The following is a 22218-nucleotide window of genomic DNA, read 5'->3' as shown; positions in this document are numbered from 1 at the left end:
TCAGAGGTCACCTCCGTTATTCTGGGTTTTGCGCATTAGATCGAGAGCGCGTTGGAATGCTCGAAAGTTCTGGAATATTTGCTTATTGTTTCCCGTTAGCTGAAGATGTCCCGGTTCGTTCTTCACTGCACTCCGATAGTGTGAGGCGATGATCTCGTGATTGAATGCTGGTGGTACCTCTTGAACGAATTCTTCCCATGCCTCACGGTCGCCTTCAACTCCGAATGACCAGGCGTGATTCATGCCCGGTTCAGGTACGATTTCTTCGATTTGTCCGCTATCCATTTCGATCAAGAAGCGTTCATCGCCGATCTCGACATAGAAGTTCTCATCAAACTTATCGTGGCCACGTACTTGCATTTCGTCATCTTGATTGACTAGTTGCTTGTAATGCTCCCACCATTCGTGAGACGCTAGTTTTGCATCAGTCATGATTTCACATCTTGGAGGAGTCCATCCTCTGCCTAGATATGATAATGATAGAAAATAAAAATTTTCCATTATATATGTATGCTGATGATACTCGATACAGTCTTGCGATTAGCATTCACGGAGACAGGGGATTTATGTGCAACATTTTCGTTGCGAAGTAGATTACTACTCGGGGAGAGCAGTCGCTGCTGAAGCGTAGCGGGCAAGGGTGGGACGAACCTGTCTCCTGATATGTTCCCATTTGAACTGTTAGACTCAGAGGCGAGTGCCGCGAGCCTGCTTCAGCAGGTTCGCTGGCGCGATGGGCTCTATTGCCCGCGCTGCCGGTCTGAATCGGTGATCAAACACAGCAGCTATCGAGCGTATCAACGGTATCTCTGTAAGGATTGCGACCGTACGTTCAACGACAAGACCGGTACGATCTTCGCGCACGCGAAGATCGGCCTCGATAAGCTCTTGTTCGCGTTGTACTCGTTCCTTCGGTTCAACACGAGTATCCACCAGTTGGACGCTGAACTCAACATCTCGTACAGGTCGCTTCGGCGGCGTGTCGAGCAGTTCGCCAGAATGCTCGAGGCGCCAGCCATCGATCTCGTTGGGCCGGTCGAAATCGACGAGGTCTACGTGACTGCGGGGCTGAAAGGCCGCGAGCGTGACCAAGAGTCGCGCTCACGTGGTCTCTCGAAACGTGGTCGTGGAACTTACACTGAGGACAAGCCACCGGTGTTCACACTCGTTGATCGCGGTAGCGGTCAGCGATACATCGTCCCGGCGAAATCCGCCGACGAATCGACCGTCCGACTCCTTCTCGGCGACCGCGAGGAGGAGTCGCTGACCGTCTACACTGACGGGTTTCGAGCGTACGATCCACTCGAAGACGGTGAGAGCTACCAGCGGGAAGCGGTCATTCATGCAGAGGGCGAATATGTCGATGGAGACGCGCACGTCAACACGTGCGAGAGCCACGCGTCGCTGGTGCGACGGTGGCTCTCGCCACACCGAGGTGTTTCCAAAGACAAGCTGACGCCGTATCTCAGAGCGTTCCAACTCCGCCGACGAATCCTACGGAAACCCGGTACCGAAGCTCTCAAAGAAATCGTCCAATCCGTGGTTTGACTCACCAACAACGTGCTTCACATGAGTGAATATGGAAAGTCTTTGAAATCAGGTTTTCCTAAATTAGAACAACCCAGTAGTCCTATTGTAGCACACGTTGTTTCCCTCAGTAAGTCTGGCAGTATCCATCACTACACAGGAACAGCAACTTCCGAAAAAACGCAGAAACAGATTTGGAAGAAAGCGATGACTCGGCTTAAAGAGTACAGATCAGGGAACTATAAACGAGACTATGATGGGAACATTGAGGTTGATTGGACATGGTACCTAAACACCATTAATTATTGATACAATTTCGGTAGGATTTTACACCAGCACTTTTTGGTAATGTTTGGGTAGGTCTACAATCGTCCAAACCAGGTAGTCTGGTCGGCAGGACCTCCCGCCGTCACTCCCAGGACGTATCGACCGTGAGTGCCCGCTCCAGCAGTGACTCCTCGTACATCTCTCTCGTCTGGTCCGGGTGGGCCTCGTCGATCTCGCGGACGGTCTCGACCGTGTTCACGAAGTTCTTGAACGTCGCCTCGTCGACCATCTGGCCGTCGACGGTGACCGCGCCGGTTCCGCCAGCTTTCGCCTCCTGGAACTGCTCTATCTTGTGGACGTTCCGTTCGAGTTCCTCCGTGGTCGGCATGTGGATACGGTTCGCCTGCGCCGTCTGCTTGGGGTAGAGCGACCACGAGCCGTCGAGGCCGAGCTGGGCCTCGTGTTCGACCTGGTCGGCGTAGCCGTCGGCGTTGTAGAACGTGATGCCAGCGCGCTCCTTGAACAGGTGGTCGAAGGGGCCGCCGATGGCGACGAGGTCGTTCGCGCTGGCTTCGTTCGACATGGCTTCGAGCAGGCCGTCCCAGCGCGGGCGGCCGGAGCCGATGTCGCGCCCGCCCAGCTCGGCGGTGTAGTCGACCGGCCCGAACACGAGCCCGGTGAGCCGTGAGTCAGTACCAAAGAGGGAGATCTCCCGCAGGTCCGAGCGCGCCTGGGCTGTCTCGATGATGACCGAGAGTCCGATTGCGCCGTCCTCGAACCCGAACTCGCGCTCGGCCTCGGCGACGACACCCGCCGCGTCTTTGACGTCCTCGAGGCGGCCGACCTTCGGGACAACCACGCCGTCGATGTACTCCCCGACTTCGCTGACGAGCCGGCGAATCTCCTCGCGTCCCTGTTCGCGGGCGGCCTCGGAGTCGTAGGCCCACTGGACGCGGGGCCATATCTCACCGGGGAACGAATCTGCGTGCTCGGGGAGGCGGTCGATGACGTTCTCCAGTGCCTCGGCCTTCATGTCCGGGGCGGTGCCGTCTTCGAGGTCGGGCACGAGCCAGTCGGGGGCTTCGAAGCCCTCTGCGCCGAGTGCGGAGTCGAGATACTTCGCCGTGTTGTCGCGGGGGACGGCGGCCGGTGCGGTCTGGAAGGTGCGTGCGAGTCCTGGCATGGTTAGTTCCTCGTCTGGATGCGGGCGCGGCGGGTGCCCGAGTAGACGGGCTCGTCGCGCTGGTTGAAAGCGATGTGTTCGAACGTGACGGTGCCGGCAGTCGCGTCGGATTCGCCCGTGTCGAGCACGCGGGTGAAGCCGTAGACAGTGTCGCCGGGCGTGACGAACGTGTGGAAGCGCTCGTCGTCACAGCCGATCTCGCGGTAGGTGGCCTCGTCCGAGCGGGCGTGCCCGAGCGCGACCGACCGCGTCACGTCCCCGTAGGCGACGATGTCGCCAGAGGGTGAGTCGGCCATCACGTCGACGTTGTGGTGCTGCTTCGCCGTGTTGAGCGTCATCAGCGGGAGCGTGGCGACCATCACGTCGTCCATGGTGCGGCCGCGCTCGTGGCGGTAGGCGACCGCGGCGTCGCGGTCGTCGGCCTCGTCGAGGGCCGCCTGGAAGTCCTCGAAGTAGGGACCCTCGGGCGTGATGAACTCGCTGGGCGTGTCATCGTCGCCGTTCTCCGGCTCTTCCGTGACGGTCCCGCCGTCGGTCGCCGTGCCACCGTCGGTTGCCATCGGCTCCCGGCGCGGAATCATGTTCGTCCGCTCGTAGGTGAGCAGGGTCTCGCCGGTCTCGGCGTCGGTGCCCTCGGTCTCCCACGTCACGATGCCGTACTCGGGCCGGGACGAGGAGCTCTTCTTGCCCTGCACCGTCGAGGTGACCCGGAGTTCGGTTCCCGGGGCAACGTCCTGCTCGTGGTACCGCAGGTTCGTCCGCCCGAGGAAGTAGCCGCCCTTCTCCGAGAGGTCCTCGACGGTGGGGCCCATCACGGCCGCCACGAGGTAGTCCGGGTGGACCGGTGGTTCCTCGAAGCCGACCGCCTGTGCGGCGTCGGTCCGCCAGTAGATTGGGTCGTGGTTGAGCGTCTGGCTCGCCCACAGCTCGTTCGCGTAGTTCGAGAGGGTGAGGCCGGGGGCGTGTTCGATGGTCTGCCCCTCGGTGAAGTCCTCGAAGCAGTTGCCCTTCTCTCGTGTCTCCGTCTGTTCGAGTATCGTCTGGAACGTCTCTGTGTCCGTGTAATCCATTGTCGTCTGCGTCTGCTGCAATTTCGAAGTCCTCAGTCGTCTGCCGGTGCCTCGGGTGCGGGCTGCATCCGGGCGAGCGCCCGGCGCATCTCGTTGGTCACGACCATGAAGCCCTCGTCGAAGCCCATCCCGGGCTTGGCGAGGGTCTGGGCCGCGTCGGTGGCGAGGGCGACGTGGGCGCAGGCGCGCGCCGAGGTCACCGTCTCGTTGCAGGTGCCGCCGAGGTACGCCCGGGTGTCGGTGCCCTCGCAGTACCGGACTGCCTGCCCGGAGCGCTGGACGCCGCCTAAATCGGGTGTCTTCACCTGGACGAGGTCGGCCGCGCCCGAATCGACGAACGCGCGCACATCCTCGAAGGTGTTGCACCACTCGTCGGCGACGATGTCGACGCCGACTCCGGCATCGCGGAGGCCATCGCGAAGTTCGGCCATCGCGTGAACCTGTGCCTCGCGGCTCCCTTCGTCCATCGGCCCCTCGATCTGTAAATCGAAGGGGCCGGCTGCGGCGTCGAGGGAGGCGAAGTAGTCGGTCAGTTCGGCGCGGTCGAAGGGTGCCTCGAACACCTCGCCGATGATGCCGTACACGTCGATGTGGATGGTCGGGTCGTAGTCGTCGGGGCCGAGTTCCGGCGCGCGGGTCGCGAGCCACTCGATGTACTCCCGCAGGTTCTCGCCCGATTCCCCGAGCTTCTCGACCGAGTTGAACAGCCCGTGGGGCAGGACGGGAACGCCCTTTATCATCATCTTCTCGGCGTTCACCCGGCGGTCGTCGCCCGACTGCCCGAAGACCGGAATCGGCTCGGTCGCGGGCGTGGTCCCAAGGGAGTCGGCCATGACCTCGGTCATGGTCTCCCCGCGGGCGCGAGCCGCCGCGTCGAGCAGGGCCTGCGAGACGCCGTACCTGACTGCCGTGTGGAGCTGGTCGCCGTCGGATTCGGCCCCCGGCAGCGCCTCGATGGCGGCCGCGTTGGTGCCGAACTCGCCCGGGTCACGGCCCCGCAACTCGCGGGCGACGCGTCCCTCGACGACCTCCCTGTACCTGTCTGCCCGGAACAGCGGGTCGCGCCCGCCGGCCCCGGAGTACTGGACCGCACAGCAGTCGCCGGTGGCGACGGTGCCATCGGAGAGTTCGAGTTCGACGACGAGCGCCTCGCCAGCTTCCCTGACCTCGTCGAAGCCGGGCGTCACGGGGTCGCCGGTGTAGGCGAAGCCGTCGTGTTCGGCGCCCTGCTTGATGGCGCGCTGGTCGTCGAAGAAGAACCCCGAGACCGCCGGAATCGCGCGAACCCGTTCAATCCGCACGGCTCTCACCTCCGTTCGGCCCGCCGCCGTTACGACGCTTCCCGCCCGTCGGCCGCCCGATGAGCTTCCCGTCGCTGATGGCGTCGACGTCGTCGGCGACCATCCGGAACGACTGCTGTCTGCCCTCGGTCTCGGCTCTCGTGTCGAGCCGGGCCGCGTGGATCTCCTTGATGTCGTCCTCGATGGCGAGGTTGCCCCACTCGAAGATTCTGACTCGGCCGTCGTCGTCGCGGGCCGGAAGGACCGCGCTGTGGGCCGCGTCGCTGGGGGCGAAGGGAACGTCCAGCGCGCCCGTCGAGAACGCCTCGACAGTGCCCTGGGCGACGTCGCCGTCGCCGTGTTCTTCGATTGATTCGATGAGCGACCAGGTCTCGCGCTCGATGAGGTCCTGTTCCTCGTCGACCCCGTCGAGGACGAGGTCCTGCTCGACGACCATGTCGATGAGCTGGCGAGTGGTCCGAAGGCCGGCCGCGTTGGCCTCCTTGGTCGGGACGCCCTGGAACTCCTGGGGCGACTTCGTGATGACCTTGTCCGGCTGCGCGATGGCGGCCGTGGTCCCGCCGAGGCCGATGACGCCGTTCGCCCGGGCCTCGTCCGGCGGGAAGCCGCCCATCCACTCGTGGAAGACGGTCGTGACCGTCACGTCGTCGGGCAGGTACTCGTTCCCGAGCTTGCGCAGGGCGCGCAGTGCGGCCACGTCCTGGACGACGTTGCCGACCTGCCCGTAGCCCAATGTGAGGCTCTTGACGCCCTGGGTCGCCGCGAGCTTGCCCTCGACCAGTCCGATGGCGATGGCGATGCTCGGCGGGACGAGTGTCCCGGTCAGGGGCCCGAACGGTTCACGGTTGATGGTGACCCCGCGTTCGGTGTACGCGCCCGCCAGTCGGTCGACGTACTGCCAGTGCTCGATGGTCTCGGCGAGGCCGGCCTCCTTGGTGTAGGGGATGTTGTACGAGATGGGGCCGCCCTCGAAGCTCTGGAAGCCGCCGGCGAAGGTGACGGCGGCCAGAAGCCGGGCGTCGGGTGTCCCGTGACGGACCTCGATGGGCGCGTCGACGCGCTCGATGAGCTCGCGACAGCCCTCGACCCCGTGGTTGACCGCCGGGAACCCGTTGAGGGTGTCCTCGTCGGTCTCGCGGGCCTTCTCCAGGCCCTCCTCCGCCTTCCCGTACTGGTTGTCACGGGTGTAGGAGTCGATGGTCGTCGGGAGCAGGTCGGCGGCCCCGTCCTCGTGGAGGTGGCGGAGCAGGTGGACCTGGTCGTCGATCCGGGGGACGCCGGCGCGTGGCTGGAGCAGCGGGCGGTCCGCGGACTCCAGCACGTCGGCGAAGCGCTTGTGCGCGGGCAGGGACTCGTGGTAGGCGATGGCCTCCTCGAAGTCGACGGCCTGGCCGGTGGGCCAGTCGTCCCGGATGCGGTCGTCGATTCGTCGCAACTCGTCGGATGGAATGCGTTCGTCGCGTAACATCTAACTCAAGCCTGGACCGTGTCGGCCTCCCGGTCGCGTGTCGTGAATGTGAGGTCTCGTTCGAGCGCGCGGATGGCCTCTTCCGGCGTCGTCTCCGAGTCGAAGACGCGGTCGAAGCCGAGTGCGCGGAACGTCTCGCGTGTCTGCGAGAACTCGTCCTGCCCGACGGCGAGGTTGCCACCGATGTACGTGGTGGCGTCGACGCCCTCGCGGGCGAGCAGCTCGTGGAAGCCCTGGCAGTCCTGCTCGGCGTGCCCGTAGAGCGAGGAGACGAGTACAGCATCGGCGTCGTGAGTTTTCGCGGCTGCGGCGAAGTCCTCCTGGGAGGTCTGGACGCCGAGGTTCTCGACCTCGAACCCTGCTGCGGAGAGGGCCTGATCGAGGATGGTGATACCGACGACGTGTGCGTCGGAGCCGATGACACCGAGTATGACTGTCGGGGGCATGTGGTATTCAGTGAGTTGCATGAACGATAGTTAAAGATAATGGTTTTTCATGATAATATTCCCTAAACACCTTATACAGACATGTAGACACTAACCACACCTTCATGATTTATCCGGAAGGTTTTAGCCCCACAGGCGAGGACGTGAGGGCCATGAGTGCGCTTTCGGACCTCAGGATAATCGATTGCACACAGGTCCTCGCCGGGCCGTACTGTACCATGCTCCTCGCCGATATGGGCGCGGACGTGGTGAAGATCGAACGACCCGGCGGCGACCTCATCCGGTCGAACCCACCGTTCTGTGAGGACCCGAACGAGGAGGCCTACGGTGGCTACTTCCAGTCCGTCAACCGCGGCAAGCGCTCGCTCGAACTCGACTTCGGCGACGAGCACGACCGGCAGGACTTCCTCTCGCTCGTCGAGGAAGCCGACGTGGTCGTCGAGAACTACCGTGCGGGCACGATGGAGAAGTACGGCCTGGGGTACGAGACGCTGAAGGAACGCAATCCTGAGCTCGTCTACTCCTCCATCCGGGGCTTCGGCGACCCTCGTACCGGAGAAACCGACCGTCAGGGCCAGCCGAGCTTCGACCTCATCGCGCAGGCGCTCGGCGGCGTGATGGAGATAACCGGGCAGGAGGACGGACCACCGACGAAGGTCGGACCCGGCATCGGCGACCTCTTCACCGCCGTCCTCAACGCCGTGGGCATCCTCGGCGCGATTCACCACCGCGAGCGCACGGGCGAGGGCCAGTACGTCGACACCGCGATGTACGACGCGATGGTGTCGATGTGCGAGCGCACCGCCTACTACTACTCCTACACCGACGAGGTCCTGACCAGACAGGGGAACTCCCACCCGACGCTGTTCCCCTACAACTCGTTCGAGGCGGCCGACGGGCACGTCGTGATTGCGGCGTTCTCGGACGGCCACTGGCGCGCCCTGTGTGACGCGATGGACCGCCCCGACCTCGTCGCGGACTACCCCGACGCGGGCTCGCGCCTGCGCAACCGCGACAGCCTGCGCGGCGAAATCGCGGCCTGGACCCGCGCACTCACCGAGGACGACATCGTCGACGCGCTCGAGGGCCGTGTCCCGGTCGCGCCCGTGCAGGACACCGCCGACATCTTCGCGGACCCGCACATCCACGCCCGCGAGATGCTCGCCGACGTGGAACAGCCCGGCGCAGACCGCGACGTGACGGTCGCTGGCTGCCCCATCAAGTTCTCGGAGACGCCGACAGGCCCGCAGGGGCGCGCACCCCTGCTGGACGAGCACCGCGACGAACTGCTCGGCCCCCAGCGCGAGACGCCCGCCGACGACTGACCGCATCAGTAATCCTTTTGCAGGTTCCGTCTACAGGTTCGGGTATGAGCAACCAGTGGCCCCACGACCCCGACGGCGAAGAGGGGAGCGAAGGCGGGCGCAAGTACGGTATGGCCATCCTCGCGAAGAAGCTCGACGAAGAGGAGGACTTCCCGCTGCAGACCGCCGACTACGTGTCCGAGTACGGCGACGAGCCCGTTCGGCTGAACTACAAGCGCGTCGTCAGCGTCGCGGACATCTTCGAGCACGTCACCGAAGACGAGTTCGACGACATGATCTCGTTCCACAAGGGCGTCGGCAAGGCGATGCGCTCGGGCGGTTTCTGGGAGTACCACCCGAAGGCCGGCGAATCGAACATCAAGCACGCCTAATCGGAGCGCCGGGAGCAACCACGAACCGCACTCGTCCGGTTCAGATTCACTTATACGCTCGCGCTCGCTAGAACCGTCCAACAGTGACGAACACGCAGGTCAGTCTCATCCAGATCGACAACTACGGGCCGTGGACGGTCACCCCGGAGCCCCGACGCGAGGTCGACCTCCAGACGCTGCAGTCGCGCCTGTACGCCGACCTCTCCCAGCTCGTCGGTAACCGCGATGGCTACGTCTTCTTCACCCGCTTCGACAACATGGTCGCGGTCACGAACGGCCTCGACATGGACGACCACGCGCTCATCCAGGAATCGGTGAGTAACCGCTACCCCGTGAGCATCAGCTTCGCCGTGGCGACCGGGACGAACCCGGCCCAGGCGCTCGCGGACGCGACCGAACTCCTGCAGGACGCCGGCAGCGCCCAGGACAAGTCCCGCCGCGAGATCCTGAAGGGCCGCGTCATCGAAGAGGAGTTCCGCACCCCCGACGACGTCCAGATCGCCCACTTCGACGTCATCGACGCCACCGGAAAGTACACCGACGAACACCACGCGTTCGACTCGTTCATCCACATCGAGCAGGCGTACGCCTCGCTGATGCGCTACATGCGCCAGGCACACGATTCGCTCTCGTTCTTCGTCGGCGGGGACAACATCATCGCGACCTGCCCCGACCTCGGGGAAGCCGAGTACCGGGACGCCATCGACCACGTGCTCGAAGAGACCGGTGTCGACCTCCAGGTCGGAGTGGGAACCGGTCGGCACGCTCACGATGCCGGCTTCGCCGCCAAGCACGCCCTCGAAGAGTGTCGCGCACACGGCACGAACGTCGAGTTCGACTGACTGGAGACGTTCGCTCGGCGGAGGGATAAGGTTGGCGGGGGTAGATTTTATACGCACAGTGCTAACTATTACCACATGGAACGAGACGTGTCGATTCGCGACGTAACGACGCGCGAATACGTCGGCGTCAGCGAGTCCGACACCGTCCTGAGTACGGTTCGGCTCATGCGCGACGAAGGAGTAGGCAGCGTGCTCGTGATGCGGGGGAGCGACCCCGTCGGCATCATGACCGAACGTGACGTGCTGTGGATGGTCGCAGAGAACCTCGACCCGGAGACGACGACGGTCGACCACCTGATGTCGGAACCGGTGGTGTCCATCGGCGCGGACGAATCGCTCGCGGCGGCCGCAGACCGCATGTCGCGCGAGGAGATCCGCAACCTGCTGGTCACCGATTCGGACGACATCGTCGGCGTCCTGAGCGAACGAGACGTCATCGACGCCACCGGCCCCTTGCGGGAGACCCGCTCGCTCGACGACGTGACGGGCACGACCGCAACCGAGGCGACCGTCGCGGCGAACGGCGGAGACACGGACGAGTACGGCTCACAGGGCGTCTGTGAACTGTGTGGGTCGCTCGCGGATTCGCTTCACGACGCGAACGGGCAGCTCGTCTGCCAGAACTGTCGACAGGTGTAATCGTTCGCACATCGGTGTCTTCTCTCGGAGTTAGCACAGCCGCCGGCGGGCAGGTATATTTATAACACAGTAGTAAGTACACCGCTACCATGGCACGGAATATCCAACGACGGGATGTACTGAAGGGTGCCGGTCTCGCTGGTATTGCTGGACTCGCCGGATGTGTCGGTGGTCTCGGCGGTGGCGGCGGCGGCAGCCGTGAAATCAAGTACGGCGTGCTGATGCCGGTTACGGGTGACCTCTCCTCGGTCGGGCAACCGATTCGTGACGGGGCGACCCTCCCGGGCAAGCAGCTCAACAACAACGACGACTTCGGGACGACCATCGACTTCCAGGTCGAGGACACCGCAACGTCCCCGCAGACGGGTATCAACGCGGCGAACACACTCGTCAACGCCGGCTACCCCGGCGTGTGTGGTCCGGCGTCGTCCGGTGTGAACATCCAGGTGTCGAACCAGGTGTTCATCCCGAACGAGGTCGTCGGCTGCTCGCCCTCGTCCACCTCGCCGAGCGTCACCACGCTCGAGGACGACGGCTACATCTTCCGCACCGCGCCGAGTGACGCGCTGCAGGGCCAGGTCATGGCGCAGGTCGGCACCAGCTCGATCGGTGCCTCCTCGGCCGCGACGCTGTACGTCAACAACGACTACGGGCAGCTGCTCTCGCAGTCCTTCGCCGACGCCTTCAAGAAAGAGGGCGGCTCGGTCCAGAAGCAGGTCGCCTTCGAGAAGGAGCAGTCCTCCTACAGCTCGAAGCTCCGGCAGGCTCTCACCAACAGCCCGGACCTCCTGGTCGTCATCGGCTACCCGGCATCCGGTGTCCAGCTGTTCAAGGACTACTACGCCGACTTCGCCGGCGACGGTTCCGAGGAGCAGATCCTCGTGACGGACGGTCTCCAGGACCCCGCCATGCAGCAGAAGATCGGGAACCCGATGGAGAACGTCACCGGGACGGCACCGCAGCCGTCCGGCCCGGCAGCTGACGCGTTCGCCAACCTCTACAAAGATGAGTACGGCCGCGCACCCGGCATCTTCAACGCGCACGCCTACGACGCGTCCGCGACGCTCATCCTCGCGAACGCCGCCGGTGGCGAGAACAGCGGCTCGGTCGTCCGCGACAACATGCAGGCAATCGCCAACCCCGGCGGCATGGAAGTCACCGCGAGCAACCTCGCGGAGGGTGTCCAGGCCGCGATGGACGGCGACGACGTGAACTACGCCGGCGCATCCAGCGCCGTCGACTACGACGACAACGGCGACATGAAGGCTGTGACCTACTCCGTCTGGAAGTTCAAGCCCGGTTCGGACTCGGTCGAGGTCACGGACACGATCAACTTCAGCGCCTGAGCAAACGTTCCACGATTTTTTCGCGACGCTACTCCCGCCCAGAGGCATCTCCCGAGTCGCCGAGGCCGGCCGGTAGTTCGGAAGCAGTTCGGAAGCAGTCCGAAGTGACTACCGACTCCCGATGACGCGAGCGACCCGCTCAGCGGACGAGCGACCGTGAAAAAGAACGCCGTCGAATCCGGGAGCCGACTACCCGCCGAGGAACTGCTGGCGGACGTCGTCGTCGTTCAGCAGCACGTCACCCTCGTCCATGTAGCGGTTCTGGCCCTGCACCAGAACGTAGCCGCGGTCACACCGGCGGAGCGCCTCCTTGGCGTTCTGCTCGACCATGAGGATGGCCGTGCCGGCGTCGTTGATGTCGTCGATGCGGTCGAACATGTCGTCGACGAGGTCGGGCGCGAGCCCGGCCGAGGGTTCGTCGAGCATGAGCAGGTCGGGTTCGAGCATGAGCGCACGACCCATCGCCAGCATCTGCTGCTGGCCGCCGGACATCGTCCCGGCCTTCTGGTCCTTGCGCTCCTCGAGGATGGGGAAGCGGTCGTACACCGCCCGCATCGCCTCCTGTGGCACCTCGTCGAGGATGTACGCCCCCATCTCGAGGTTCTCCTCGACGGTGAGGTTCGCGAACACGTTGTCGTTCTGGGGGACGTAGCCGAGTCCGTGGTGGATGATCTCTTCGGGGTTCAGCCCGGAGATGTCATCACCGGCGAAGTCGATGTCACCGCCCATGTACGTGGTGAGCCCGAAGACGGACTTCATCACGGTGGACTTCCCGGCCCCGTTCGGGCCGACGATGGTGACGTACTCGCCGTCCTCGACGAACAGGTCCACGTCCGTGAGGATCTGGAGGTCGCCGTACCCCGCGTCGAGGTTGGCGACGTTCAGCAGCTTCGACATCAGACGTCACCTCCGAGGTAGGCCTCGATGACCTGCTCGTTCGAGCGAATCTCGTCGGGCGTCCCGTCGGCGAGCACGCGCCCCTGGTGGAGCACGATGACCCGCCGGCAGTTCTCCATGATGAGGTCCATGTCGTGTTCGACGAGCAGGAACGTGTAGCCCTGTTCGCGCAGCTCGTGGATGTGTGTCAACAGCCGGTTCTCGAGGGAGGGGTTGACACCGGCGAACGGCTCGTCGAGCAGGAGCATGTCCGGGTCGGTCATCAGGGCACGCGCCATCTCGAGCAGCTTGCGCTGGCCACCGGAGAGGTTGCCCGCGTACTCGTTGGCGAGGTGCTCGATCTCGAAGAAGTCGAGCATCTCCCACGCGCGCTCGAGGACCGCCTCCTCGTGTTGCATGGTCTCGCCGCGCCGGAAGACGGACCGCCACATCTCCTCACCGTACTGGTGTTTCGGTCCGAGCATCATGTTTTCGAGGACGGTCATGTCCGCAAGCTCGCGGGCGATCTGGAAGGTCCGGACCAGCCCGCGGTCCGCGAGTTCGTGGGGCGCGACGCCCGTGACGTCCTCGCCGTTGAACGTGACCGTTCCGGCGTCGGGTTCGATGAACCCCGTGATGAGGTTGAACGTGGTCGACTTCCCGGCACCGTTCGGGCCGATGAGACCGGTCAGGGTGCCTTTCTCCACGTCGAACGTTGCGCCGTTGACGGCGTTGATACCGCCGAAGGACTTCTGTAGCCCGTCGATGCGAAGCGGCAGGTCGGCGAAGTCGTCGCCGATGTCCTTGTCGAGGCCGAGACTCTTCTGGTCGGCCGGTGGTTCGGTCTCACTCATTGTCTTCACCTCCTTCGACGCCACCGTCCGTGGCGGCGGCCTTGCTCGGCGGCCGGGTGACGGTCCGCGGGTCCAGCGACGTCGCCAGCTCCTTGCGGTCACCCAGTAAGCCGTCCGGCTTGTTCTGCATGAACCAGATGAGGACGGCCCCCATCAGTACCAGCCGGAGTGGTTCGATGTTCGCCATGACGTACTCGAACAGGGGCATTATCTGTCCCTGCAGGACGAGTGCGAAGGCGTCGACGATGGTTCCAGGACCACTGCCCTGAATCTGCAGCGCCTCCTTCACGATACCGACGAAGGTGATGGGGCCCTGGTAGAGCGTCCCGATGAACAGGACGCCGCCCATGACCGAGCCAGTCGTCGATCCGGAGCCCCCGATGATGAGCGCGATCCAGATGAAGAACGTCGTCTTCGGCTTGAACGGCTCCGTGTTGATGAAGCCGGCGTTTGCCCACCAGAGGACGCCGACGAGTCCCATGAGGGCGCAACCGACGACGAACGCCTTGATCTTGAAGTTGGCCGTGTCCTTGCCGAGCGCGTTCGCGACGTCCTCGTCCTCACGGATGGCCTTCAGGACCCGACCGAACGGCGAGAAGCCGATGCGGACGAGCAGCCAGTAGAAGCCGAACGCGACGACGATGAGCAGTCCCGTGTACAGCATCGAGACCATCACGGAGCGGTTGACACCGATGGACGTCCCGATGGAGATGAACGCGTCCACCAGGGCGCTTATGCCTGGAATCGCACCGATGCCGTCGGTGATGAGAACGCGGGACGGTGGCTTGTCGACACTGATGCCACCGGCACCACCGGTCCCCATCTCGACTCCGAGGATGCTGAACTTCGAGAGCGCCTTGGACTTGAGCCCGAAGCGAATGATCTCGGAGAGTGCGATGGTCACGATGGCGAGGTAGTCGGCGCGGAGTCGCAGCGCCGGGAGCGCGGCGATGAATCCGATGAGTCCCGACACGGCGAGTGCCAGGATGATGCCGACGAAGAACGGCAGGCCGAGGCCGGGGATGTCGGACGCGTTCGCCGGCGTCGGCGATGCCGTGGCGATGGCGAACGTGTACGCGCCGACGGCCATGAAGCCCGCGATACCGATGTTGAACAGGCCAGTGTAGCCCCAGTGCAGGTTCAGTGCCAGCGAGAGCATGACGTACACCGTGATGAGGAACGTCAGCTGCTGGAGCGCGTTGAACTGCCCGTTGATGTCGTTGCCGAGCAGGATGCCGAAGAAGATGAAGACGGCGTACAGTGCGACGACCGTCGACACGACCATCGTCAGGTCGGAGTCGAAGTACTTGTCGAAGATGTTGCCGGCTTCGCGGTTCTCTTCGGCCTCTGCGGCCTGCTCGGTCGTCTTGGCGTCCGGATGCGGATTGTCGTCGCTCATGCGGTCGACCTCCCGGAGAACAGCCCCTGCGGCCGGTACAGCAGGATGAGGATCATCAGGACGAACGCGGCCGCCCGAGACATGTCACTCAGCTCTGCACCCAGCCAGATGAGCGACATCTTCTCGGTCAGGCCGATGATGAGGCCGCCGAAGATGGCCCCGTACGTCGAACCGATACCACCGAGGATGACGGCGGCGAAGATGAACAGGAGCAGCGTCCACCCGCGCGTGTAGACCAGCGTGGTCGACTCCAGCGTGAGGAGGAAGCCGGCCATCCCTGCCAGCGCCGCGCCGATTATCCACGTGAACTTGACGACCCGCTCGGTCGGGATACCGGTGACGCGGGCGAGGTCCTCGTTGTCGGACATCGCACGCATCGCCTTCCCGAGCTTCGTGCTCTGGAGCAGGTAGTGGACCGTCAGCATGAGGATGACGGCTGCCACCACGAGGACGATCTCGTGGTAGTTCGCGTTGATGGTGCCGCCGGGGACCGCGACTGCGATCTTGCCCGGCGTGTTGCTCGCGACGGAGAGGTTGGCCTCACCGAAGACGAACAGGAGCAGGTTGCGCAGCGCGAACGCCACACCGACGCTCGCGATGAGCAGGGCGATTCCCTCCTGGCCACGCATCGGCCTGTAGACGATGCGGTCGATGACCAGCGCCAGCGCCACCGTCAGCAGGCCCGCGAACACCAGCCCGATGAGGATGGCGAGCGGGGTCTGGACGATGTCGATACCGATCTGCGTCCCGGGAATCCGGTTCGCGCCCACGAGGACGAGGTCGCCGAAGGCGTGGCTGCCGAGGCCTGCGACGACGAACGTCGCGGCCCATCCACCGAACGCGCCACTCGTGATATAATCGCCGTGTGCGAAGTTGGCGAAGTTCAAGATACTGTACGTCATGGAGAGGCCGATGCCGGCGAGGCCGTACACCAACCCAATCACGATGCCCTGCCACACGAACGTCAGAAACAGCGCGATTGTTACGTTATCACCCGTAGTGACGAGCTTCATCAGGAGGTCGACGAACAGAAGGACCCCCACCAGCAGCGCAATCATGGCTGCTGGACGGTCAGCGATGAAGCGCCATCCACGGGTAACATTTGAGTTAGACTCGGTCATTGATACCCCTCAACACGCTAAAGAGGCTCTCCCAGTAGCTATTAAACCTTTCACCTTCGCCCACCCGTTCATCCGCGTACATGATGACCGCAGGAGTCACCGTTGTCGGTCGATATTGGGTGTTCCTGTACGTGTGGCAAATGTTAGTACGAATCACAAGGGGCGACGTGATTCAGCCGACAAAGAAAACTCTTTCACCGGCCCCCGCACATCCCGACACATGCCGGTAGGGACCCTCGATGACCTCACGGTCGCCGACCGTCGGGTCGGGGTACGGGTCGATATCAATAGTCCGTTGTCCGACGGTGGCCTGGCCGACGACGCGCGGCTCCAGGCCCACGAAGAGACGCTGTCGGAGCTCCTCGAGCGCGGCGCTCGTCTCGCCATCCTCGCCCACCAGGGTCGCCCCGGTGGGGACGACTTCGAGACGCTCGCGGCGCACGCCGAGCGCCTGGACGAGATGCTCGACCACCCCGTCTCGTACGTCGACGCCACCTTCTCGTCGGCGGCTCGCGACGCCGTCACCGCCCTCGATTCGGGCGAGGCCGTGGTCCTCGAGAACACCCGTTTCTACGCCGAGGAGTACATGGAGTTCGACCCCGCGAAAGCGAGCCAGACCCACCTCGTCGAGGGGCTGGTCCCGGTCCTCGACGCCTACGTCAACGACGCGTTCGCGGCCGCACACCGCTCGCAGCCGTCGCTCGTCGGCTTCCCGGAACGTCTCCCGAGTTACGCCGGGCGCGTGATGGAGCGCGAACTCGACGTGCTCGGTGATATCGAATCGACTGCACGCCCACGCGTGTACGTGCTGGGGGGCGCGAAGGTCCCCGACTCCATCGACGTGGCCTGGTCGGTCCTGGAGAACGACCTCGCAGACACCGTGCTGACCGCCGGTGTCGTCGGTAACGTCTTCCTCGCGGCCGACGGTGTCGACCTCGGCGACACCAGCATGGAGTTCATCATGGACCAGGGCTACTGGGACGAGATCGACCGCGCCGCCGACCTGCTCGACGCCCACGGCGACCGCATCCGGTTCCCACAGGACGTGGCCGTCGAGCGGGCCGGAGAGCGCCGCGAGATAGGCATGAACGCGCTCCCCGGCAACCCCGGTGAAGCGGCCATGGACATCGGCGAGGGGACGCTCAAGGTGTACCGTTCCATCCTCGAAGACGCGGGAACGGTCATCCTCAACGGGCCTGCGGGCGTGTTCGAGGAACCCCTGTTCGAGTACGGGACCCGTGAGCTGTACGCGGCCGCCGGGGGCGTGCCGGACAGTATCGTCGGCGGTGGCGACACCGCAGCCGCCATCCGCAAGTTCGGCCTCGAGGAACGCTTCGGCCACTTCTCGACCGGTGGCGGTGCGTGTCTCCGGATGCTCACGGACGGGGAACTCCCGGCTGTCGAGGCGCTCCGGCGTTCGCATGACGATTGAGCCCGCGACGCTCACCGACCTCGAAACCCTCACCGACCAGTGGGTCGCGCTGGCCCACGAGCAACGGCCCCACGGGAGCGCCATCCTCCCGGACGAGAACCGCGACCTCCTCTCCCAGCACTTCGCCCACCACATCGTCGACGGCGACGTTCTGGTCGACCGGGTCGACGACCGCATCGTCGGTTTCGTGATGTTCGAGCGCACCACCAGCGACCTCGAGGTCGACGTAACTCGCGGGGTCATCCACAACCTCTACGTCGTCCCCGAGTACCGCGGGGCAGGACGTGGGTCGGCGTTGCTCGACGCCGCCGAAGAAGAACTCCGCACGCGAGGCGCGGACGTCCTCCAACTCGAGGTGATGGCGAAGAACACCGAGGCCCGCGAATTCTACGAGCGGGCGGGCTATCACGACCACCGCCTCGTCCTCGAAAAGCGAGTCGGAGTCGAAAGTGATACTAACCCGAAGGGCCACGACTGACGTACGGAACGCCTGCCAGGAGAGCATGGGCGGTTCATGCACTCGACTTGTAATCGAGACTTCGTGGGTTCGAATCCCACTCCTGGCTCTTCTGTTCGAACGCCAGTGAGAACGAAGAGCTGACGGTGGGATTCGAAGCAGCGAGCGGAGCGTCAGCGGAGTGAGTGAGGTTCGAATCCCACTCCTGGCCCATCTCTCCGAACGCCAGTGAGAACGAAGAGCCGACGGTCACACCATCCGGCGAATGTGGAGACGTTACACAGTATTATACGACCGCTCGCAGAATCCGTTGGTATGACTGAGGGACAGGACCCCATCGAACGGGTCATGGGGCGCAGTCGCGACCTCTACGACATCGCGACCTGGGACGAACGAACACTCCTCGATACGGTCTCGGTTCGGCTCACCGGCCTGTTGAAGACGAGTTCGCGGCTCTTGCTCGTGTTCACGGCGGTGCTCATCATCGTCGCACAGCTCGCACTCACCGGGTTCGCCGTCGTCAGGAACCCCCTGCTGGGCGGGTTGACGCTCCTGTCGGTCGTGCCGGCCGCATTGCTCGTCGGATACATCTGGTACGACGACCCGACACTCAGACAATCGCTGGGCTCGCTGGTGATGACGTTCGTCCTCGGGGTGTTGTTCGCCGGGTTCGCCGCCATCGTCAACACGGCCCTGAGCGGGCTGTTCGGGCTGATTCCGGTCGTCGGGCTCGCGCTCTACTTCTTCCTCGTGGTCGGCCCGGTCGAGGAGCTCGTGAAGTGGCTCGCGGTCCGGCTGTACGCCTTCCGGAGCGTCGAGTTCCACGCGGTCATCGATGGTGCAGTGTACGGTGCGGTCGCCGGCCTCGGGTTCGCGACCATCGAGAACGCCATCTACATCACGCGTGTGTACCTGGAGGTGGCGTCGGTCGGGGTGAACGTCGTCCCGTCGACCATCAACATCGCGAGCGTCCGCCTGCTCGCCGGGCCGGGCCACGTCATCTACTCGGCGTTCGCCGGGTACTACCTCGGGCTGGCGAAGTTCAACCCGGAGAACCGCGGTCCGATCGTGGTGAAGGGACTACTCATCGCGGCGCTGGTCCACGGCCTCTACAACACGCTGGTGTCGTACCTCCCGCGGGTCATCCCGTTCGGCCTGCCGGTGTTCGTCGCGTTCATCCTGGTGTACGACGGCGTCCTGCTGACGGTGCTGTTCCGGAAGCTCTCGCGGTACCAGGACGCGTACCACGAGGCGCTGCGAATCGGGGACGAGACGGGAGGCGAGGCCGAGGGTGAGACCGAACGCCCGAGCAGTGCCTGATTCGGTGGCACGACGACACCGTTCCGCCCCCAGTAGTTTATTGTATCTGTTTCAATAGTATTGACATAATGCGAAGGAGACGGTTCTTGACCGTGGGTGCGATGGGGCTTTCGACAGGGTGTCTTCGACTTCGATCCGATGAGTCCGAAACCACGACCAGCAGGACAGCGACCGAGTCAACGCAGCCAATCTCTGAGACGACAACCAAGAGTGCGACAGCCACCGAGTCGAAGGAGACCGACAGTCCCGAGTCCGGTGCCTCCGATACGTCGACGAAGACGTACCAGTCGCTCTCCATCGACGGAGAATGGTCACAGTTCCAGTACAACAACGGGAACGACGGCTACCACCAGTCCACGACTGGTCCGACAGCTGGTGTGAAACCAGCCTGGCGGTTCTCGACGGCGGAGAGCGAGAAACAGGAGTGGGCGAATTTCAACCCAGTCGTTGCTGGTGGGATGGTCTATTGTTCCAGTCAGGACGGTCGTGTTTACGGATTGGACGCCAGTACTGGCAATGAGCAGTGGCGGTTCTCTGATGACGGCGCAACCGCGACAGTGTCAGATCCCCGGCGAAAGTGCACCCCGACGGTGGCTGACGGGACGGTTTTTGCTGAGGGTTCAGGTGGGTTTCTGTACGCGCTGGACGCGGAGACCGGCGAAGAAGAATGGGTATTCAAGCAGGATAGCGGAAATATCCATACGACACCAGTAGTCGACGAAGACACGGTGTATCTCGGACGTGGGACGGTATTCGCCGTCAACCGGACGGACGGTTCCGTCAGCTGGTCTCGAAAGGTTGCGGCTCCTGCACTCGCAGCCGATGAGAATACCCTGTTCGCTGGCAGTATGATGGACGCCAGGATCGTCGCGCTCGACAAGGTGACCGGCGGGACGAAGTGGACGTTCGATGGTCCCACTGGCCACCCATCGTATGCGGATGGGACAGTCTATGCGATGTCCGGTCTGGCAGGTGGTAGCGGTGACCCGACGCTCTACGCCATCAACGCAGCCGATGGGACACAGCAATGGCGACGGAGCCTTCCGGGCCGGGTCAGCGGCACCCAGGCACCCGTTGTCGCCGATGGCAGTGTCTACGTCGCCCCCAGAGAGACGCAAGCAATCCACGCACTGTCGACCGCCGACGGCAGCGAGCAGTGGCGATACGAGACGGCAGGGTGGGTCGTTTCTCCCCCGACAGTCGCCGATGGCTCCGTGTATCTGGGTGGGCGAAGCAGTAAGGTCCACTGCATCCGTGCCAGCGATGGAAAACAGCGCTGGACACAGGTCTTCTCGTCCTGGACGAACACACCGACCGTGGTCGACGGGACGGTGCTTGTCGGGACACGAGACGGTGATATCTGGGCGCTCACAGGAAAATGAGGCTGTCAGGTGCCAACGGGGGCCACGACCTGGAGGCAAAACATTGACACGCTAGTGTCCGAAACTCGACCTGTGCAAACCGACGCCCTCCTCTACTCGATTCGACGGTGGCTCATCGCCATCACGTTCCTGCTATCGCTGCTCGTCCTCGGCGTGACGGCGGGCGGCCCCTGGACGTACCTCCTCCAGACGGTCGGATTCGTCTTCGCTATCGTCTCGGGGCTGTTCCTCTGGGAAGCTGTGCGCGGCGACAGCGATCAGGCCATCGGCACCGACGCCGAAGGCGAGAGCCAGCGCTAGACCCGTTCAGCGGCGACACTCGTTCCGCGCTACAGCCGTTCGGCGAACGCGTACGCCGCCCGAACGTAGATCTCTGCGTTCGCCCGCAACGCCGCGACGGTCGTGAACTCGTCGACGCCGTGGACCGTGTCGGTTCCGAGCGCGAACTCCAGCGAGGGAATCCCCGCGTTGCGGAGCTTCTTCGCGTCACCGCCCCCGGTCGCGGAGCGTCGGAACACGCGGTTTTGGGTCACGGCTTCGGCGGTTTCGGCGACCGCGGGAACCAGCGGGTCCGAGGTTGGCGTGAAGCTCCCGACGCTCCAGTCGCAGTCGGCGACGACGACGCCCTCGTGGTCGTCCAGCCGGTCCCGTATGGTCTCGATGACGGCCGCTGTGTCGACACCGGGTGAGAGTCGCACGTCGAGTTCTGCACGGGCGTTTTCAGGGACCGTGTTGATGGCTTCGCCGCCCTCGATGGTGCCGAGGTTGCAGGTCGGGTGGGCGAACAGGTTCGCGGCGGTATCGGCACCGAGGCTCGGCGTGTAGTACTCGACCGACTCCTCGACCACGTCTGCGACGGCCGGGTCGGTCTCGAAGGTGACCGTGCAGAGGTAGCGTCGCAGGTCGGTGATGGCGCTGTAGAGCCGGTCGATGGCGTTGGTGCCGAACATCGGGCGCGAGCCGTGGGCCGCGTCGCCGGAGGCCTCGAGCGTGAGCCAGATGCTCCCCTTGTCGGCGACCGTGACGGAGTGCCGACCGTTCTCGCAGGTTGTCTCGCCGATGATGCAGCCGTCGGCCGCGATGGCGTCACGTTCGACCATGGCGCGAACCCCGGCATGGCCCCCGGTCTCCTCGTCGCTGACCACGGCGAACAGGAGTGTGACGGGTGGTTCTGCCTCGGCCTCGGCGAAGGCCCGGGCCGTCTCCAGCATGGCCGCGAGCGGCCCCTTCATGTCGGTCGCACCGCGGCCGTAGATGCGCTCTTCCACGTCGTCGTACTCGCCCAGCGGGTCGCGGGTCCACTCGCCGGGGTCGAACGGGACGGTGTCGACGTGGCCCATGTAGCAGAGCGTCGTGTCGCTCGCGCCGGGCAGGGTCGCGAGCAGGTTCGGCTTCGCGGGGTCGGCGACGACCTGTGTCGTCCGGTAGCCAAGGTCTGCAAAGAACTCCTCGAGGTGGTCGACCAGCGCGACGGTCTCACCGGGCGGGTTCTGCGTCTCGAACGCCAGCAGGTCGAGCGCACGGTCGACCAGCCGGTCGGTATCGGTGGCCGCTGCGACCACCGCGTCGGTGGCTGCCGTCATTCCGGACCA

The 22218-nt window shown here is 64.2% G+C and carries 22 protein-coding genes, 1 tRNA gene and 1 pseudogene; 13 read left to right on the top strand and 11 right to left on the bottom strand.

What is annotated here, in order from left to right; all coding sequences use genetic code 11:
• On the bottom strand, positions 1–432 hold the full coding sequence (locus ACSC1S_RS07780; RefSeq protein ID WP_435363834.1) for a hypothetical protein: 432 nt from the start codon (positions 430–432) through the stop codon (positions 1–3).
• Between the two features lie 231 nt (positions 433–663).
• On the opposite strand from ACSC1S_RS07780, the gene ACSC1S_RS07775 reads away from it, so the two are divergent.
• Positions 664–1548, top strand: coding sequence for an IS1595 family transposase (locus ACSC1S_RS07775; protein ID WP_435363833.1), 885 nt, complete (start codon positions 664–666; stop codon positions 1546–1548).
• A gap of 388 nt (positions 1549–1936) precedes the next feature.
• Here ACSC1S_RS07775 and citE read toward each other — a convergent pair whose 3' ends face one another.
• Genes citE through glmS form a run of 5 tightly spaced genes read right to left on the bottom strand, consistent with a single transcriptional unit; the run spans position 1937 to position 7262 of the window.
• Positions 1937–2977, bottom strand: a complete 1041-nt coding sequence (gene citE, locus ACSC1S_RS07770; protein WP_435363832.1) for an L-malyl-CoA/beta-methylmalyl-CoA lyase — start codon at positions 2975–2977, stop codon at positions 1937–1939.
• A gap of 2 nt (positions 2978–2979) precedes the next feature.
• A complete protein-coding gene (mch, locus tag ACSC1S_RS07765; RefSeq protein ID WP_435363831.1) occupies positions 2980–4047 on the bottom strand; it encodes a 2-methylfumaryl-CoA hydratase in 1068 nt (355 codons plus the stop codon).
• A 32-nt stretch (positions 4048–4079) separates the two neighbouring features.
• On the bottom strand, positions 4080–5348 hold the full coding sequence (locus ACSC1S_RS07760) for a methylaspartate ammonia-lyase (protein WP_435363830.1): 1269 nt from the start codon (positions 5346–5348) through the stop codon (positions 4080–4082).
• A complete protein-coding gene (locus tag ACSC1S_RS07755; protein ID WP_435363829.1) occupies positions 5338–6816 on the bottom strand; it encodes a methylaspartate mutase subunit E in 1479 nt (492 codons plus the stop codon). Before ACSC1S_RS07755 ends, ACSC1S_RS07760 begins: the two co-directional genes overlap by 11 nt.
• A gap of 5 nt (positions 6817–6821) precedes the next feature.
• Positions 6822–7262 (bottom strand): methylaspartate mutase subunit S, encoded by a 441-nt coding sequence (gene glmS / locus ACSC1S_RS07750; RefSeq protein ID WP_435320240.1) that lies wholly within the window; start codon positions 7260–7262, stop codon positions 6822–6824.
• A 152-nt stretch (positions 7263–7414) separates the two neighbouring features.
• Here glmS and mct point away from each other — a divergent pair, with 152 nt between their 5' ends.
• The 5 genes from mct (at position 7415) to ACSC1S_RS07725 (ending at position 11785) form a co-directional block, all read left to right on the top strand.
• Entirely contained in the window at positions 7415–8587 is a 1173-nt protein-coding gene (mct, locus tag ACSC1S_RS07745) for a succinyl-CoA:mesaconate CoA-transferase (protein WP_435363828.1), read from the top strand.
• Positions 8588–8631: 44 nt separating this feature from the next.
• Positions 8632–8958 carry a DUF5785 family protein gene (locus ACSC1S_RS07740; RefSeq protein ID WP_435363827.1) on the top strand — a complete coding sequence of 109 codons (327 nt, stop codon included), beginning with the start codon at positions 8632–8634 and terminating at the stop codon, positions 8956–8958.
• A gap of 83 nt (positions 8959–9041) precedes the next feature.
• Positions 9042–9800, top strand: coding sequence for a GTP cyclohydrolase III (locus tag ACSC1S_RS07735; RefSeq protein WP_435363826.1), 759 nt, complete (start codon positions 9042–9044; stop codon positions 9798–9800).
• A 75-nt stretch (positions 9801–9875) separates the two neighbouring features.
• Positions 9876–10439 carry a CBS domain-containing protein gene (locus ACSC1S_RS07730; RefSeq protein WP_435318279.1) on the top strand — a complete coding sequence of 188 codons (564 nt, stop codon included), beginning with the start codon at positions 9876–9878 and terminating at the stop codon, positions 10437–10439.
• A gap of 89 nt (positions 10440–10528) precedes the next feature.
• Entirely contained in the window at positions 10529–11785 is a 1257-nt protein-coding gene (locus ACSC1S_RS07725; protein ID WP_435363825.1) for an ABC transporter substrate-binding protein, read from the top strand.
• 189 nt (positions 11786–11974) lie between these two features.
• On the opposite strand, the gene ACSC1S_RS07720 is transcribed toward ACSC1S_RS07725, so the two are convergent.
• From ACSC1S_RS07720 to ACSC1S_RS07705, 4 genes are read right to left on the bottom strand one after another with little or no spacing between them, the layout of a single operon-like run.
• Entirely contained in the window at positions 11975–12682 is a 708-nt protein-coding gene (locus ACSC1S_RS07720) for an ABC transporter ATP-binding protein (protein ID WP_435363824.1), read from the bottom strand.
• On the bottom strand, positions 12682–13515 hold the full coding sequence (locus ACSC1S_RS07715; RefSeq protein ID WP_435363823.1) for an ABC transporter ATP-binding protein: 834 nt from the start codon (positions 13513–13515) through the stop codon (positions 12682–12684). The genes ACSC1S_RS07720 and ACSC1S_RS07715 overlap by 1 nt, the downstream gene beginning before the upstream one ends.
• Positions 13508–14914 carry a branched-chain amino acid ABC transporter permease gene (locus ACSC1S_RS07710; RefSeq protein WP_435363822.1) on the bottom strand — a complete coding sequence of 469 codons (1407 nt, stop codon included), beginning with the start codon at positions 14912–14914 and terminating at the stop codon, positions 13508–13510. The genes ACSC1S_RS07715 and ACSC1S_RS07710 overlap by 8 nt, the downstream gene beginning before the upstream one ends.
• Positions 14911–16035: a branched-chain amino acid ABC transporter permease gene (locus ACSC1S_RS07705; protein WP_435318274.1), complete on the bottom strand. Its 1125-nt coding sequence runs from the start codon at positions 16033–16035 to the stop codon at positions 14911–14913. Before ACSC1S_RS07705 ends, ACSC1S_RS07710 begins: the two co-directional genes overlap by 4 nt.
• Positions 16036–16255: 220 nt before the next feature.
• Between ACSC1S_RS07705 and ACSC1S_RS07700 the strand changes: the two genes are divergently transcribed.
• From ACSC1S_RS07700 to ACSC1S_RS07670, 7 genes and pseudogenes are all read left to right on the top strand, one after another.
• Entirely contained in the window at positions 16256–17467 is a 1212-nt protein-coding gene (locus ACSC1S_RS07700; RefSeq protein WP_435363821.1) for a phosphoglycerate kinase, read from the top strand.
• On the top strand, positions 17457–17945 hold the full coding sequence (locus ACSC1S_RS07695) for a GNAT family N-acetyltransferase (RefSeq protein WP_435363820.1): 489 nt from the start codon (positions 17457–17459) through the stop codon (positions 17943–17945). The genes ACSC1S_RS07700 and ACSC1S_RS07695 overlap by 11 nt, the downstream gene beginning before the upstream one ends.
• Positions 17946–17959: 14 nt before the next feature.
• Positions 17960–18033 (top strand) — tRNA-Thr (locus tag ACSC1S_RS07690).
• A 206-nt stretch (positions 18034–18239) separates the two neighbouring features.
• Positions 18240–19244, top strand: a complete 1005-nt coding sequence (locus ACSC1S_RS07685) for a PrsW family intramembrane metalloprotease (protein ID WP_435363819.1) — start codon at positions 18240–18242, stop codon at positions 19242–19244.
• A 68-nt stretch (positions 19245–19312) separates the two neighbouring features.
• Positions 19313–20053 (top strand): annotated as a pseudogene (locus tag ACSC1S_RS07680) (outer membrane protein assembly factor BamB family protein); the annotation flags it as partial.
• Positions 20054–20092: 39 nt separating this feature from the next.
• A complete protein-coding gene (locus ACSC1S_RS07675) occupies positions 20093–20626 on the top strand; it encodes a PQQ-binding-like beta-propeller repeat protein (RefSeq protein ID WP_435320239.1) in 534 nt (177 codons plus the stop codon).
• Between the two features lie 72 nt (positions 20627–20698).
• Positions 20699–20926: a hypothetical protein gene (locus tag ACSC1S_RS07670; protein WP_435363818.1), complete on the top strand. Its 228-nt coding sequence runs from the start codon at positions 20699–20701 to the stop codon at positions 20924–20926.
• Positions 20927–20955: 29 nt separating this feature from the next.
• On the opposite strand, the gene ACSC1S_RS07665 is transcribed toward ACSC1S_RS07670, so the two are convergent.
• Positions 20956–22209 carry a M20 family metallopeptidase gene (locus tag ACSC1S_RS07665; RefSeq protein WP_435363817.1) on the bottom strand — a complete coding sequence of 418 codons (1254 nt, stop codon included), beginning with the start codon at positions 22207–22209 and terminating at the stop codon, positions 20956–20958.
• Positions 22210–22218: the final 9 nt, after the last annotated feature.

Source organism: Haloarchaeobius pelagicus, assembly GCF_051207375.1.
In the GTDB taxonomy this organism is placed as follows: domain Archaea; phylum Halobacteriota; class Halobacteria; order Halobacteriales; family Natrialbaceae; genus Haloarchaeobius.
Note: the sequence above shows the minus strand (reverse complement) of the source record. Positions and strands in the feature narration are given on the sequence as shown.

What these genes read in the sequence shown, in the direction of transcription:
- ACSC1S_RS07755 (WP_435363829.1), bottom strand. Translation starts at nt 6,816, where the DNA reads ATGTTACGCGACGAACGCATTCCATCCGACGAGTTGCGACGAATCGAC.
- ACSC1S_RS07725 (WP_435363825.1), top strand. Translation starts at nt 10,529, where the DNA reads ATGGCACGGAATATCCAACGACGGGATGTACTGAAGGGTGCCGGTCTC.
- ACSC1S_RS07730 (WP_435318279.1), top strand. Translation starts at nt 9,876, where the DNA reads ATGGAACGAGACGTGTCGATTCGCGACGTAACGACGCGCGAATACGTC.
- ACSC1S_RS07695 (WP_435363820.1), top strand. Translation starts at nt 17,457, where the DNA reads ATGACGATTGAGCCCGCGACGCTCACCGACCTCGAAACCCTCACCGAC.
- ACSC1S_RS07675 (WP_435320239.1), top strand. Translation starts at nt 20,093, where the DNA reads ATGATGGACGCCAGGATCGTCGCGCTCGACAAGGTGACCGGCGGGACG.
- ACSC1S_RS07720 (WP_435363824.1), bottom strand. Translation starts at nt 12,682, where the DNA reads ATGTCGAAGCTGCTGAACGTCGCCAACCTCGACGCGGGGTACGGCGAC.
- ACSC1S_RS07665 (WP_435363817.1), bottom strand. Translation starts at nt 22,209, where the DNA reads ATGACGGCAGCCACCGACGCGGTGGTCGCAGCGGCCACCGATACCGAC.
- ACSC1S_RS07705 (WP_435318274.1), bottom strand. Translation starts at nt 16,035, where the DNA reads ATGACCGAGTCTAACTCAAATGTTACCCGTGGATGGCGCTTCATCGCT.
- citE (WP_435363832.1), bottom strand. Translation starts at nt 2,977, where the DNA reads ATGCCAGGACTCGCACGCACCTTCCAGACCGCACCGGCCGCCGTCCCC.
- ACSC1S_RS07685 (WP_435363819.1), top strand. Translation starts at nt 18,240, where the DNA reads ATGACTGAGGGACAGGACCCCATCGAACGGGTCATGGGGCGCAGTCGC.
- ACSC1S_RS07740 (WP_435363827.1), top strand. Translation starts at nt 8,632, where the DNA reads ATGAGCAACCAGTGGCCCCACGACCCCGACGGCGAAGAGGGGAGCGAA.
- mch (WP_435363831.1), bottom strand. Translation starts at nt 4,047, where the DNA reads ATGGATTACACGGACACAGAGACGTTCCAGACGATACTCGAACAGACG.
- ACSC1S_RS07775 (WP_435363833.1), top strand. Translation starts at nt 664, where the DNA reads ATGTTCCCATTTGAACTGTTAGACTCAGAGGCGAGTGCCGCGAGCCTG.
- mct (WP_435363828.1), top strand. Translation starts at nt 7,415, where the DNA reads ATGAGTGCGCTTTCGGACCTCAGGATAATCGATTGCACACAGGTCCTC.
- ACSC1S_RS07710 (WP_435363822.1), bottom strand. Translation starts at nt 14,914, where the DNA reads ATGAGCGACGACAATCCGCATCCGGACGCCAAGACGACCGAGCAGGCC.
- glmS (WP_435320240.1), bottom strand. Translation starts at nt 7,262, where the DNA reads ATGCCCCCGACAGTCATACTCGGTGTCATCGGCTCCGACGCACACGTC.
- ACSC1S_RS07700 (WP_435363821.1), top strand. Translation starts at nt 16,256, where the DNA reads ATGCCGGTAGGGACCCTCGATGACCTCACGGTCGCCGACCGTCGGGTC.
- ACSC1S_RS07780 (WP_435363834.1), bottom strand. Translation starts at nt 432, where the DNA reads ATGACTGATGCAAAACTAGCGTCTCACGAATGGTGGGAGCATTACAAG.
- ACSC1S_RS07715 (WP_435363823.1), bottom strand. Translation starts at nt 13,515, where the DNA reads ATGAGTGAGACCGAACCACCGGCCGACCAGAAGAGTCTCGGCCTCGAC.